Below are 12,392 nucleotides of genomic sequence, written 5' to 3'. Positions count from 1 at the left end.
ACCTTCACCGTCCACACGAGGGGGAACTGGTGGCGGCAAATCCCGAGAGGCGAACGCCACCAGTTCCCCCTCGTCGCTACCGCGGGACGTGTGAAGCGCGCGCAGCATTGCGGAAACGTTGCCGCAACACCCGCCTCCTACGTTGTCGGTCAGTAGACCGAAGGACGGGAGGTGTGCCGTGCGGGTGCGGGACATTCTCGATGCGCCGCCATTGCGGATGGGGTTGCTGCATGGGGACGCGGCGGCATTGGAGCGGGCGGTGGCGCGGATTTGTGTGACCGATATGCCGGATCCGCGGCCGTTTGTGACGGCCGGAGCGCTGGTGTGTACCGGCCTCGTCTGGCGAAAATCCGCTGCGGATTCGGAGCGCTATGTGGGCCTGCTCGCTCGGTCCGGTGCGGCCGGGGTCGTCGCTGGGCAGGCGCTGCATGGATTCGTGCCGGAGGATGTCGTGGCCGCGTGCGCGCGCCACGATCTGCCGCTGCTGTCCGCCCCACAGAGCGTTCCCTTCAGCCGGATCATCGAGTACCGCGCGGATCAGGCCGCCGAAAGTCGCTGGCAGCGGGTGCGATCCGGCCTGCTGCGGCAGCGGCGGCTGCTGGCCGCCGTGGCGGAGGGCTCCGATATCGCCGATCTGCTGGGCGAGGTCGCGGCCGAGAGCGGATTCTCGGCATGGCTGCTCACCGCCACCGGCGCGATGGTTGCGGGTACCGACCCGCTGTCGGAGGAGGAGATCGACCGGGTCCTGGGCACCGCGCTCACCGCGCCGAGGCTTCCGGCCGTGGCGGCGGGCGGTATCACGGTCCTCCCGGTGTGCGATCGCGTCGGTGATCGAATGACCGCGTGGTACCTGGTAATCCGCACCGACGCCGAGGACCGGAAGGGGGCCCGGACGGCCGCCTCGGACCTGGCCGCCGTGGCCGAACTGTACCGAGCCCGCCACCTCGAGCGCCTGCGCTTCGGTTGGGAGCTGGCCGATCGTTCCCCGGAACTGGTCACCGAGCCCGCGACGGAACCGGCGGTCGCGCTCGTCTGCGAAGTACTCGAATCACACGGCATCACTGTCGAATCCGTGCGCATCGCGCTGCACGACGCGCTGCCCGGGATCGTGACGGGGATGGGCGGGGAGGGGCGGTTGGTCGGCGCTGTGCCGGGCACGGAAAGCGCGGTGGCGCAGGTGCTTCGTCGTGGGCTCGGGCGCTCGAGCCCGCTGTTGGGTGGCGCGGGGATCGGTGTCGGGCTGAGTGCTCGACGCGACGGTGAGGCCCTGTCGGGGGCGTTCGCCTCGGCGGCCGCTGTGGCGCAGGCGAATCCAGCGGAAGTCCGGGTTCGAATCGCCGATATCGACAGTGCCGCCGGGCTTTTCACCGCCATTCCGGACCAGCTGCAACGGCGCTTCGCCGAACGCGTTCTCGGCCCCGTCGTCGAGTACGACCGGCGCACCAATGCCGGGCTCGTGCACACCCTGGAGGTTTTTCTCGGATGCGAGGGTTCCTGGCGGCAGGCCGCGGAGCGAATGCATGTGCACCTCAATACCGTTCGCTATCGCATCGGCCGGGTCGAGGAGTTGACCGGGCGGGATCTGGGCCGCCTCGACGACCGCCTCGACCTGTACCTCGCGGTCCGCACCCTCGCCGGTCACACCGTGCCGGTGTAAGGGTCCCAGGCGATTCCGGCCTCGGGTGCGCCCTCGCGCAGGACACTGGCCTGGATGAGGCCGTAGGGGCGATCGGCGGCGTAGAACACCTCGCCGTTGTTGCGCACGCCGAAACGGTCCAGATCGTAGGCGAAATGGTGTTTGTTCGGCGCGGACAGCCGAATCTCCGCCAGGCACGCGTAGGCCTCCAGCGCCGCCACGCCCATCTCGTACAGGGTCTGCTGCAACGCCTTCGAGTGCAGGGTGGCGAAGGTCGCGATCATGGTCGCGCGGATACCCACGTAGGCGGCGTCCCAGTCCTCGGGCGGGGTCGAGAAGCGCCAGCGCGCAATGAGACTCGTCGCCAGAATGCGGTCGTGGGCGGGTTCGAGCACCGTGTACTCGTCGGTCAGGAAGTCCGCGAATTCGGAGCCGGTGGATTTGAGGATCATCAGATCCTTGACGCCCCCGATCACCCACTCGCGCCGCTCGGAACCGCTGCCGCGCACCGTGATCGCCGCCGTGCGCACCTCCGGGCCCACCCGCGTCCAGCTGTGGTCGTGCCCGACGCCGTTCACCGGAACCCGTTGCCACGCATACTCTTCGATCTCGATGCGGGCCGACTCCACCGGCGCGATATCGTCCACGAAATGCCTGGCCAGCGCCAGTCCGTACTCCTCGATACTCCCGTCGCCGTGCTCCTTGGCGTAGGAGAAGATGGTCTGCTTCTGGGTATCGGTCGGCAGCACCGCGCTCTGGTCGCCGTCGGTGTGCGCCGCGTCGAACGCGCCGCGCAGACAGGACGAGACATTCAGGTCGCGGATCTCGTGGCGCGCGGTGTCGCGGTAGATGCGCACCACGCGGTTCTCCGCCTTGCCGTACTGGTGCGGGCCGAGCACGATCTTGCCGGGCGATTCGGTCACAGACAGCTCCCTCGGTCGTTGAACGTGCTCCCACTCTCGCGCATGACACCGCACCGGGCGGTTGGTTCCCAAGACAAATCGCGTCGTGTCGGGTGCGATGTATCCGTCGATTCGGACAAACCCCCGGACCGGGCGCCGTGCCTAGCCTGACCAGAGAATCGCCACCGCAAGGAGCTCCCATGACCTCGCCCCACCCCGTCGATACCAGGCCGCCGTGGACGCGGCTGCTGGCCTTCGGCATTCAGCACGTGCTCATCATGTACACCGGATGTGTCACGGTCCCCTTGGTTTTCGGTGCGGCGGTGGGGCTGGACCGGGCCACCATCGGGCTGCTCATCAGCGCCGACCTGTTGGTCGCCGGAATCATCACGGTGATCCAGAGCCTCGGCGCGGGCCGGTTCGTGGGCGCGCGGCTGCCGATCATCTGCGGTGCGACCTTCGTGGCGCTCGCGCCGATGATCCTCATCGCCAAGGAGTACGGCCTGCCCGCCGTCTACGGCTCCATGCTGTTGGGCGGCCTGTTCGGCCTGGCGCTGGCCTGGCCGTTCGCCATGGTCGTACGGTTCTTTCCGGCGCTGGTGACCGGCACCGTGCTCACCGTCGTGGGCATTTCGCTCATCGGCGTGGCGGGCGGTCTGATCGTCGGCACCGACCCGAAGGACTCGGCCTACGCCGATCCGGCGCGCATCGGATTGGCCGCCGTAGTCCTGCTGGTGGCCCTGGCCTTCACGGTCCTCGGCCGCGGCGTGTGGTCGCAGCTGGGCGTACTCATCGCGCTGGTGATCGGCGTACTGATCGCCCTCCCCATGGGCCTGATCACCCTCGACGGCGTCTCCGGAGCCGATTGGCTGGGCGTGCCGAGACCGTTCTATTTCGGTGCGCCGGAATTCCCGATCACCGCCGTGGTGGCCATGAGCATCGCCATGGCCGTGGTGTTCGCGGAGTCGACCGCGAGCATGTTGGCCATCGGCCAGATCACCGGAAAGCCGGTCGGCCGTGGCGAACTCGGCCGCGGCCTCGCCGGTGACGGCCTCTCCGCGGTGCTCGCGGGCGTCTTCAGCTCCTTCGTGGACACCGTCTTCAACCAGAACGTCGGCGCGGTGGCCACCACCCGCGTCTTCAGCCGCTACGTGACCGCCGTCAGCGGCGCGATCCTCATCGTCCTGGGCGTGGTCCCGCGCTTCGGAGCCGTCGTCGCGGCAATCCCCAAACCGGTGGTCGGCGGCGTCGGCCTGGTCCTGTTCGCCACGGTAGCCGTCATCGGCATCGACACCCTCCGCAAGGCGGACCTGCACGACCGCGTCAACCTCACCATCGTCGCGGTCTCGGTCGGCGTAGGCCTGGTGCCGGTGCTCTCGGACGACATGTTCACCAGATTCCCGTCCTCGGCCCAGATCCTCCTCAACAGCGGAATCACCCTCGCCGCGGCCACAGCCTTCACCCTGAACCTGCTCTTCAACCACACCCGCCTGGGCGAAATCGCCCGAGGCACAACCGAAGCCAAGCCGCCGACGCCCGAACCGCAGGACCCGATCGCCGCGTGATCCCGCCGCGGGCGGCCGACCCCGGCTCCGGGTAGCTCAGCCGCCCGCGAACGGGGGCAGTACGTCCACTCGCGGGGTGAGGGGAGTGGTGGCGTCGCGGGTGAGTTCGTCGCCGATGAGGTAGGCGCAGACCTGGAGCATTGTGTTCAGGTCTGGGCCGTAGGTGGTGGCGAGGGCGGTGCGGAGGTCGGCGATGGTGGAACCCGGGGGGAGGTCGAGGGTTTCCTTGTCCTTGCCCACCGCGTCGGCGATGGCGGCGAAGTAGCGGACCTCAACCACCGATGGCTCCCATCGTTCGCTCGGGGGGCTTGAAGTCGGCGGCGTCTATGCCGTGACCTGCCCATTTCTGCCACATCGCGCCGCGCCAGAGGGTGGCGATCTCCTCGTCGGAGGCGCCGGAGCGCAGGGCCGCGCGAATATCGTATTCCTGATCGCTGAACAGGCAGGAGCGGATACGGCCGTCGGCGGTGAGTCGGGTGCGGTCGCAGTCGCCGCAGAATTTGCGGGTCACCGAGGCGATGATGCCGACGCTGGCCGGACCGCCGTCGACGAGCCAGTTCTCGGCGGGCGCGGCCGGATCGGTGCGACCCACCTCGGTGAGGGTGAAGCGCTCGCCGAGGACCTCGAGGAGTTCGGCGGCGGTGACCATCTGGGCGCGCGCCCACTCGTGGTCGGCGTCGAGGGGCATCTCCTCGATGAAGCGCAGCTCCGCGCCCTCGCCGATACACCATTCGAGCAGATCGGCCGCGCCCGTGAGGGTTTGGCGCATGAGCACGGCATTCACCTTCACCGGCGCGAGGCCCGCCTTGGTCGCGGCGCGGATTCCGGCGAGCACCGAATCGAGACGGTCGCGGCGGGTGAGCTTGGCGAATCCGGCGGGGTCGACGGTATCGAGCGAGATATTGACCCGATCGAGACCGGCGGCCACGAGTTTGCGTGCGCGATGCTCGAGGCCGATGCCATTGCTGGTCATGGCCAGCGGAGTATCCGGCAGCGCGGCGCGGCAGCCCGCGATGATCTTCTCCAGATCGCGGCGCATGAGCGGCTCGCCACCGGTGAAGCGCACCTCGGTGATCCCGAGCTCGCGCACCGAGAGACTGACCAGTCGGACGATCTCGTCGGGGGTCAGCAACTCGTCGGCCGGAATGGGCGGCAGCCCCTCCTCCGGCATGCAATACGTGCAGCGCAGCGAGCATTTCTCGGTGATCGACACCCGCAGATCCCGCGCCGTACGACCGAAACGATCGACGAGGTAGGGGGTATCGGGGCGTCCGTCGAGTGAGGGACGCCCGGCTCGTACGGCGGGAATTCCCATCACGACCACGGTCACCCGACCATTATTACGGGATTGTCGGGTTGTCGGGCACCCCTGCGGAGGAAGTTATTTCCCACAGTCGCGCGTATAGGCTGACCGCCATGACTTCCCGGCCCGCCCTGGCTCCGGCCCGATCCGTCGACGACCACCGGCAACGCATCGAGGATTTGCTGCGACCGCTCGCGAGTCGCGATACCGAGCGGGTACCGATGGCGCAGGCGCTGGGTCGGCGGTTGGCCGAGGATGTGTACGCACCCCTGGATCTCCCGGTTTTCCGCAACTCCTCCATGGACGGCTACGCGGTGCGGGCGGAATCGGTGGCGTCGGTGCCGGTGACCCTGCCGCTGGCGGGGGTGGTCGCCGCCGGAAATCCGGGCGAGAACCCGCTGCCCGAGGGCGCGGCCATGAAGGTCATGACCGGTGCGCCCATCCCGCCCGGCGCGGACTGCGTGGTGCCGGTCGAGGACACCGACGGTGACGGGGCCACGGTCACCATCGGAAAGAGCCGCGCCGCAGGGGATTTCGTACGCGAGCCGGGCACCGACGTGCGGGCCGGTGACCTGTTGGTCGCGGCGGGCACCGTGGTGGCCCCGCGCCATGTCGCCGCCCTGGCCGCCGTCGGGCTCGGCGAGCTGACGGTGACGCGACGGGTCCGCGCCGCCGTCCTCACCACCGGCGACGAACTCATGCCCGCCGGTACCGCCTTGCAGCCGGGGCAGATCTACAACTCCAATGGCCTCGCGCTGGCGGCGGCCTTGACCGACAACGGCGTCGAGGTGGTGTCGGTCGGACACAGCACCGACGATCCGGCGCGCTTCCGGCAGGTGCTGGCCGAGGCGGTGGCCGCCGCCGATGTCGTGTTCACCTCCGGCGGGGTGTCCAAGGGCGATTTCGAGGTCGTCAAGGATGTGCTGGCCGACGCGGGTGGCGAATTCGGTTCCGTGGCAGTGCAACCCGGCGGACCGCAGGGCCTGACGGTCGTCGACGGCGTGCCGGTGCTGAGCTTCCCGGGCAATCCGGTGTCGACCGTGGTGTCGTTCGAGGTGTTCGCGCGGCCGGTGCTGCGCTGGCTGGCCGGACTGCCGGAGATCCGGACCGCCGAGCTCGAGCTGCGCGAGGCGGTGCGCTCACCCGCCGGGCGGCGGCAGTTCCTGCGCGGTCGCGTGCGCGGCGACGGCGTGGAACTGGTCGCCGGGCCCGGTTCGCATCTCATCGCCACCATGGCGAATGCCGATGTGCTGATCGACATTCCGGCCGAGGTCACCGAGCTGCCCGCCGGGGCTCGGGTGTGGGTGCGGTGGCTCTAGGGGACCGATGAGCATGCGCCGCACATCCTATTGCGGGTCGATCGGCACGGGCTGTCACGACACCGTCGAGCCGATCATCCGGTCCTGGCTGGCCAGTTGGCCGAGCGCCGCGACCCCGCACGTCAAGATCAGAATCTTCGGCTCCGAGATCACCTACGAGGATGCCGTGCTCTCCCTGTACTGCTACGAGAACTCGGTACAGGGCGCCGGTGACTTCCTGCTCGAGGGCCATGTCAACGCGCCACCGGACGCCGCCGTGCTGTTGCTCGGCGAATTGGTGCAACGCTGCGCCAAACAGGGGTTCGCCGCCGATATCGACTATGTGGAGGTCGACGAGGACGACACCTGGATCGGCGAGGAACTGACCATCCGGACCGCCCTCTGACGCGCGCGAGCGCCGGTTGTGGAACGCTGTGGGCATGAGTGAGTTGTCCCATGTCGACCGGGAGGGACGCGCTCGCATGGTGGATGTGAGCGCCAAGGCCGATACCACGCGGGTGGCGGTCGCCGCCGGTGAGTTGCACACGACGCCCGAGGTGGTGCGCCTCGTCCGCGCCGACGACATGCCCAAGGCCGATGTGCTCTCCACCGCCCGCATCGCCGGAATCAATGGGGCGAAGAAGACCTCGGAGCTGATCCCGCTCTGCCATCAGCTGGCGCTGTCGTCGGTGGACGTGCGCTTCGGGTTCACCGACACCACCATCACCATCGAGGCGAGCGCGAAGACCAAGGGGCCCACCGGCGTCGAGATGGAGGCGCTCACCGCCGTCGCCGTCGCGGGGCTGACGCTGCACGACATGGTGAAGGCCGTGGACCCGGGCGCGGTGCTGAACGGAGTGCGGCTGCTCACCAAAGAGGGTGGGAAGCACGGACATTGGGTGCGCGAGGAGCAGGTGGGCCAAGACGCCGGGCAGACCCGGGCTGGCGCGGCGCACGCCCCCGTCGCCGTCGATTCCTCCGGATCCTCGGCCCACAACGCTGACACCTCTGGTCGTTCGGCCCACGCCGCCGACCTGTCGGCTCGCCCGGCTGACGGCGCGGCCTACGGTGCCGGGCGTGCCGCGGCCGTGCTGGTCGCCTCCACCGGCGTAGCCGCGGGCACTCGCGTCGACACCACCGGCCCCACACTCGCCGAATGGCTTGGCGGGCTGGGCTTCTCGGTACGCGGGCCGCTGGTCTACGCGGACGCCGATATCGCCTACGGCCTGGCCGACGCCCTGAAAGGTGAACCCGCGCTGGTGATCACCACCGGCGGGACGGGGGCCTCACCGACCGACGCCACGCCCGAAGCGACGCTGGCCGTGCTGGATCGCGAACTCCCCGGCGTCGCGGAGGCGATTCGGCAGCGCGGCGCGGCCAAGTTCCCGCTCGCCTCGCTGAGTCGCGGCGTGACCGGACTCGTCGGACGCACCGTGGTCGTCAATCTGCCCGGTTCGCCGGGTGGGGTGAAGGACGGGATCGCCGTACTGGAACCCCTGCTCGAACATTTGCTGGCCCAGGTGGCCGGAGGAGGCAGCCATGAGTGAACCGCTGGCCCGCATCAGCGATCAGCCGCTCGACCCGACCGAGGTGGAGCGGGCGGTGACCGGACCCGAGCACGGCGCGGTGGTGGTGTTCACCGGCAAGGTGCGCGATCACGATGAGGGGCAATCGGTTTCGGCGCTGGAGTACTCGGCGCACCCGGAGGCGGAACGCTTCCTGCGCAAGGTGTGCGCCGAGGTCGGCGCGGCCAGCGGACTGCCCGTGGCCGCCGTGCACCGCATCGGCCCGCTGACCATCGGAGACCTCGCCATCACCGTCGCGGTGGCGGCCCCGCACCGCGCCGAGGCGTTCACCGTCTGCGCCGAGCTGGTGGACCGCATCAAGCACGAGGTGCCCATCTGGAAGCGGCAGCTCTTCGCCGACGGCCTGTCGGAGTGGGTCAACGCCTGCGGGTGAGCCGAGGCCCCGAGCTCAGTCCTTCCACCAGGAATCGAGCGGCGTCACCGGAACCGTGCGCTTGTGCCGCGTGTTCCGGAAGATGCTCTCCACCCGCTCGGACACCTCCGGAGCCACGTCCTTGCCCTCGAGGTAGTCGTCGATCTGGGCGTACTTCAGCCCCAGGGCCTCCTCGTCCGGCAGGGCCGGGCGGTCGTCCTCGAGGTCGGCGGTCGGGACCTTCTGCCAGACGCTGGGCGGTGCGCCCAGCTCCTGGAGCAGCGCCGCGCCCTGGCGCTTGGTCAGGCCGGTGAGCGGGGTGATGTCCACGCCGCCGTCACCGAATTTGGTGAAGAACCCGGTGACCGCCTCGGCCGCGTGATCGGTGCCGACCACGAGCAGGTTCAGCTGTCCGGCGATGGCGTACTGCACCACCATGCGCTCGCGGGCCTTGATATTGCCGCGCACGAAGTCGCGCAGCCGCGGCTGTTCGCCGAGCAGATCCCTGATGCCCTGCGCGACCTCGTCGCCCACGGCGTCCGCACCCGGCTTGATATTCACCGCGATGGAACGATCCGGTCGAATGAACTCCAGCGCGATCTGCGCATCCGCCTCGTCGGCCTGGACGCCGTAGGGCAGGCGCACCGCCACGAAGGTCGCCTCGACGCCTTCGGCGCGCAGCTCCTCCGCCGCGAGCTGGCACAGCCGTCCGGCGAGCGTCGAATCCTGGCCGCCGCTGATACCGAGCACGAATCCCTTGGTGGGCGTGGCGCGCAGATACTCCTTGAGGAAGTCGATGCGTCGGCGCACTTCGTCTTTGGGTTCGATGGTCGGCAGCACGCCCAGTTCGGCGATGATCTCTTCGCGCAGGTTCCCCATGGGCACACTCTACTGCGGGGGCGGGGCGGTGACCTTGCGGACGAGGCTCTCCCAGTGGTCGCCGATCTGCCGCAGCGAGTACCCGAGCACCTGCGTCTGGTGCATGACGAGCCCGGCGTCCAGCGCGGCCATCAGGGTATCGGCGAGCAACCAGGTGTTGCCGGTCGCGTCGGCCTGTCGAAGCAGCAGCGCCACATGGGTTTTCGTCACATTGAACGGCGCGCTGGAGTAGCGCTCCGTGCCGGTCTCGGCCTCTCGGTGCACATCGCCCTCCACCTCGATCCCGGCGAGCCGCGCCCGGCCGAAGGCGATGAGCCGCTCCACCGGCGGCGCGCCCGGGCCCAGTGGCGGCGGGCCGAACATATAGGCCGCCTGCAACTTCTTCTCGGACTGGTCCAGCAGCGCGTGCATGAGCCCGGAGCGATTCCCGAAGCGCCGGAACACCGTTCCCTTGCCGACGCCCGCGCGCTTGGCGACGGCGTCCATGGTGACGGCCTCCGCGCCGTGTTCGCGCACCAGCGCCTCGGCGGCGTCGAGCAGCAGCTGCCGGTTGCGCGCGGCGTCGCTGCGCTCGCCCTGGCCGATGGGGAAGAGGGGTCCGGCGGGCACCCGGGTCGCGACCGGTTCGATGGCCAGCAATTCGGGTGCGGGCGTAGGTTCCGAGTCGGGCTCGGGACGGTCTCCGTTATCGGGTGTATCGCGGCTCACAGCGTTGTACTCCAACCCCGGGAATGGAAGCGGACCATGGTCCGGTTAGTGTGGTGTGAAAGTACCACCCGCCGGATCATCGCCTCAGGAGTGACCATCATGTCCCAGACCCGTCTGCTCGCTCTCGTCGGAAGCCTGCGCGCCGCCTCCATCAACCGCCGCCTCGCCGAGGCCGCCGCCAAGACCGCGCCCGAGGGCGTCGAGATCTCCCTCTACGAGGGCTTGGCCGATATTCCTTTCTACAACGAGGACATCGACGTCGAGGGCAAAGTACCCGCCGCCGCGCAGGCGCTGCGTGACGCGGTCGCCGCCGCCGACGGCCTGCTGCTGGTCACCCCCGAGTACAACGGCACCCTCCCGGCCGTACTCAAGAACGCCATCGACTGGGTCTCGCGCCCGTACGGCGTCGGCGCGGTGAAGGACAAGCCGGTCGCCGTGGTGAGCGCCTCCATCAGCGCGAATGCCGCCAAGTGGGCGCACGGCGATGCCGTGAAGGCCCTCGGTGTGGCCGGTGCCTCGGTGGTCGAGGACGCGCACCTGCACTTCGGCACCATCGGCCAGCGCTTCGTCGAGGTGCACCCGGCCGAGGATGCCGAGGCGCTGACCCAGATCGCCGCCACCGTGGGCACCCTGGTCGAGGCCGCGCGCGGCAACCTGGTGACCGCCTGATCTGCGGGTGATCACTCGGCAATCCGAGTGGCCGGTGCTCGCATCGGATGATGACCTTCTGAATATGGCTCGAGGCCACGGCTTTTCAGCCGTGGCCTAGTCCGTTTCCGGTGGCTTCTCGGCTAGGTTCGAACCATGAAGCTACCGACTGGCAAATCCGCGCTGGCCCGCTGCTGCGCGACCGCCGTACTGGCGCTGTCGGCCGCCTCGGCGCTGACCGTCGCCGAGGCCGCGGCCGACGATCGGGTGCGCGCGGGCAACTGGGCCGGTTATGTGGTGCAGGGCGATTTCCATCGGGTCAGCGCCACCTGGGTGCATCCCACCATCACCTGCACCAATCCCGGTGTGGTGCAGCGGCTGGTGCCGTGGGTGGGGCTCAACGGCACCCAGGACGCCTCCGGCGCGATGGCGCTGCCGCTCATGCAGACCGGCGTCGAATCGCTGTGCGTCAGCGAGGCTGCGATCTACGCGGCCCAGCCCGGACTGCGGCTCGGGGCCGCGGCGGCCGACCTGACCTTCACCAATCCGGTGCTCTCCGATGTGCTCATGGGCGCGAGCTCGCGGGTGAACAACGCGCTCGGCGGGGCCGCCGACGGCCTGTGCGCCACCGGTGCGCTCCCGGCCCTCTGTGCCACCGAGTGGGGGACCGATGCCTGGTGGGAGGCGTACCCGCAGCCGCCCTACTTCTACGACGACGTCACCACCGACCCCGGTGACACCATGCGCTCCACCGTCGAATTCGACGGCGCGCGCTACACCATGACCCTGGAGAACCGCACCAAGAACTGGACCCGCGCCACCACCGTCGAGTCGACCGCACCGGCGCGCACCGCGGAGATCGTCGTCGAGGGTCAACTCGACAGTGCCCTCCCGGGCTTCAGTCCGATCACCTTCACCGATATCGAGATCGACGGAAAGTCCTTGTCGGCCTACGAGACCGAGGCCATCGGCATTCCGGCGACGAATCGGGTGTTGATCCCCGGGCCGGTGCGGGGTGCGAGTTTCACCATCGGTTGAGCGACGCGCGCCCGCACCGCCCGACACGCGACACGCCGACGCCCGGATTTCGCCGCCGCGGGCGCCGACCCGACACGCCGGACGATCGATCTCCCCGCGGCGCGCGGGGCGGTCCGTCCCTCCTGCGGCGACAGTCCACTCCCGATGCGCATGTGACCCGCGTGATGCCTGTTATGCCTGATAAACCTGGGTTTGCTGAGAGTGTGCCAATTGCCGAAATTGTGATCTCTGCCTCAGTCGTGTCGAGTTGCGAATCGAGCGTCCAGGTACTTCCGGCACCAGAATTTCATCTTTGTGAGTCGCAACATGTCGTGTCGTACCAACATGTCGGCCACTAGGTGTAGTGTCTTGGGTGCTGGAGAGCCACCCGAGATGAACAACGGATCGGACCGGGTGACCAGGGATTACGATCCCGCTTCCAGGGGTTTGCGCAGCTAATACGTGGATCTTGCTCGTTCGTGCACTGCATACGGATTC

13 protein-coding genes are annotated in these 12,392 nt (G+C 69.0%); 8 read left to right on the top strand and 5 right to left on the bottom strand.

Annotated features, from left to right (window positions below; translation table 11 throughout):
- The first annotated feature begins 178 nt into the window (after positions 1-178).
- A complete protein-coding gene (locus tag ACIBH2_RS10915; RefSeq protein ID WP_397115756.1) occupies positions 179-1,657 on the top strand; it encodes a PucR family transcriptional regulator in 1,479 nt (492 codons plus the stop codon).
- Here the strand turns inward: ACIBH2_RS10915 and pucL are convergent.
- On the bottom strand, positions 1,639-2,559 hold the full coding sequence (pucL, locus tag ACIBH2_RS10910; protein ID WP_397115754.1) for a factor-independent urate hydroxylase: 921 nt from the start codon (positions 2,557-2,559) through the stop codon (positions 1,639-1,641). The two genes, ACIBH2_RS10915 and pucL, sit on opposite strands and share 19 nt — an antisense overlap.
- Positions 2,560-2,738: 179 nt before the next feature.
- On the opposite strand from pucL, the gene ACIBH2_RS10905 reads away from it, so the two are divergent.
- Entirely contained in the window at positions 2,739-4,103 is a 1,365-nt protein-coding gene (locus ACIBH2_RS10905; protein WP_397115752.1) for a uracil-xanthine permease family protein, read from the top strand.
- A gap of 36 nt (positions 4,104-4,139) precedes the next feature.
- On the opposite strand, the gene ACIBH2_RS10900 is transcribed toward ACIBH2_RS10905, so the two are convergent.
- Both ACIBH2_RS10900 and moaA read right to left on the bottom strand, forming a co-directional pair.
- Positions 4,140-4,382 carry a MoaD/ThiS family protein gene (locus tag ACIBH2_RS10900; RefSeq protein WP_397115750.1) on the bottom strand — a complete coding sequence of 81 codons (243 nt, stop codon included), beginning with the start codon at positions 4,380-4,382 and terminating at the stop codon, positions 4,140-4,142.
- Positions 4,375-5,433, bottom strand: a complete 1,059-nt coding sequence (moaA, locus tag ACIBH2_RS10895) for a GTP 3',8-cyclase MoaA (RefSeq protein WP_397115748.1) — start codon at positions 5,431-5,433, stop codon at positions 4,375-4,377. The genes ACIBH2_RS10900 and moaA overlap by 8 nt, the downstream gene beginning before the upstream one ends.
- A gap of 86 nt (positions 5,434-5,519) precedes the next feature.
- Here moaA and glp point away from each other — a divergent pair, with 86 nt between their 5' ends.
- Genes glp through ACIBH2_RS10875 form a run of 4 tightly spaced genes read left to right on the top strand, consistent with a single transcriptional unit; the run spans position 5,520 to position 8,663 of the window.
- Complete coding sequence (glp, locus tag ACIBH2_RS10890) at positions 5,520-6,725, top strand: gephyrin-like molybdotransferase Glp (RefSeq protein ID WP_397115746.1); 1,206 nt, start codon at positions 5,520-5,522, stop codon at positions 6,723-6,725.
- A 13-nt stretch (positions 6,726-6,738) separates the two neighbouring features.
- Complete coding sequence (locus ACIBH2_RS10885; protein ID WP_397115744.1) at positions 6,739-7,110, top strand: hypothetical protein; 372 nt, start codon at positions 6,739-6,741, stop codon at positions 7,108-7,110.
- A gap of 34 nt (positions 7,111-7,144) precedes the next feature.
- Positions 7,145-8,251 carry a bifunctional molybdenum cofactor biosynthesis protein MoaC/MoaB gene (moaCB, locus tag ACIBH2_RS10880; protein WP_397115742.1) on the top strand — a complete coding sequence of 369 codons (1,107 nt, stop codon included), beginning with the start codon at positions 7,145-7,147 and terminating at the stop codon, positions 8,249-8,251.
- Positions 8,244-8,663, top strand: coding sequence for a molybdenum cofactor biosynthesis protein MoaE (locus tag ACIBH2_RS10875; RefSeq protein ID WP_397115740.1), 420 nt, complete (start codon positions 8,244-8,246; stop codon positions 8,661-8,663). Before moaCB ends, ACIBH2_RS10875 begins: the two co-directional genes overlap by 8 nt.
- A gap of 15 nt (positions 8,664-8,678) precedes the next feature.
- Here ACIBH2_RS10875 and nadE read toward each other — a convergent pair whose 3' ends face one another.
- Both nadE and ACIBH2_RS10865 read right to left on the bottom strand, forming a co-directional pair.
- Positions 8,679-9,521, bottom strand: a complete 843-nt coding sequence (gene nadE / locus ACIBH2_RS10870; protein ID WP_397115738.1) for an ammonia-dependent NAD(+) synthetase — start codon at positions 9,519-9,521, stop codon at positions 8,679-8,681.
- Between the two features lie 9 nt (positions 9,522-9,530).
- Complete coding sequence (locus tag ACIBH2_RS10865; protein ID WP_397116966.1) at positions 9,531-10,151, bottom strand: TetR/AcrR family transcriptional regulator; 621 nt, start codon at positions 10,149-10,151, stop codon at positions 9,531-9,533.
- Between the two features lie 177 nt (positions 10,152-10,328).
- Here ACIBH2_RS10865 and ACIBH2_RS10860 point away from each other — a divergent pair, with 177 nt between their 5' ends.
- On the top strand, positions 10,329-10,898 hold the full coding sequence (locus ACIBH2_RS10860) for an NAD(P)H-dependent oxidoreductase (RefSeq protein ID WP_397115736.1): 570 nt from the start codon (positions 10,329-10,331) through the stop codon (positions 10,896-10,898).
- 135 nt (positions 10,899-11,033) lie between these two features.
- Positions 11,034-11,915: a G1 family glutamic endopeptidase gene (locus ACIBH2_RS10855; protein ID WP_397115734.1), complete on the top strand. Its 882-nt coding sequence runs from the start codon at positions 11,034-11,036 to the stop codon at positions 11,913-11,915.
- The last annotated feature ends 477 nt before the right edge of the window (positions 11,916-12,392 follow it).

Origin of the sequence: Nocardia sp. NPDC050406, from assembly GCF_044459025.1 — a bacterium.
Classification (GTDB): Bacteria; Actinomycetota; Actinomycetes; order Mycobacteriales; family Mycobacteriaceae; genus Nocardia.
Note: the sequence above shows the minus strand (reverse complement) of the source record. Positions and strands in the feature narration are given on the sequence as shown.

Coding starts and splice junctions, on each gene's coding strand:
- ACIBH2_RS10905 (WP_397115752.1), top strand. CDS start 2,739: ATGACCTCGCCCCACCCCGTCGATACCAGGCCGCCGTGGACGCGGCTG.
- glp (WP_397115746.1), top strand. CDS start 5,520: ATGACTTCCCGGCCCGCCCTGGCTCCGGCCCGATCCGTCGACGACCAC.
- ACIBH2_RS10885 (WP_397115744.1), top strand. CDS start 6,739: ATGCGCCGCACATCCTATTGCGGGTCGATCGGCACGGGCTGTCACGAC.
- moaCB (WP_397115742.1), top strand. CDS start 7,145: ATGAGTGAGTTGTCCCATGTCGACCGGGAGGGACGCGCTCGCATGGTG.
- ACIBH2_RS10875 (WP_397115740.1), top strand. CDS start 8,244: ATGAGTGAACCGCTGGCCCGCATCAGCGATCAGCCGCTCGACCCGACC.
- nadE (WP_397115738.1), bottom strand. CDS start 9,521: ATGGGGAACCTGCGCGAAGAGATCATCGCCGAACTGGGCGTGCTGCCG.
- ACIBH2_RS10860 (WP_397115736.1), top strand. CDS start 10,329: ATGTCCCAGACCCGTCTGCTCGCTCTCGTCGGAAGCCTGCGCGCCGCC.
- ACIBH2_RS10855 (WP_397115734.1), top strand. CDS start 11,034: ATGAAGCTACCGACTGGCAAATCCGCGCTGGCCCGCTGCTGCGCGACC.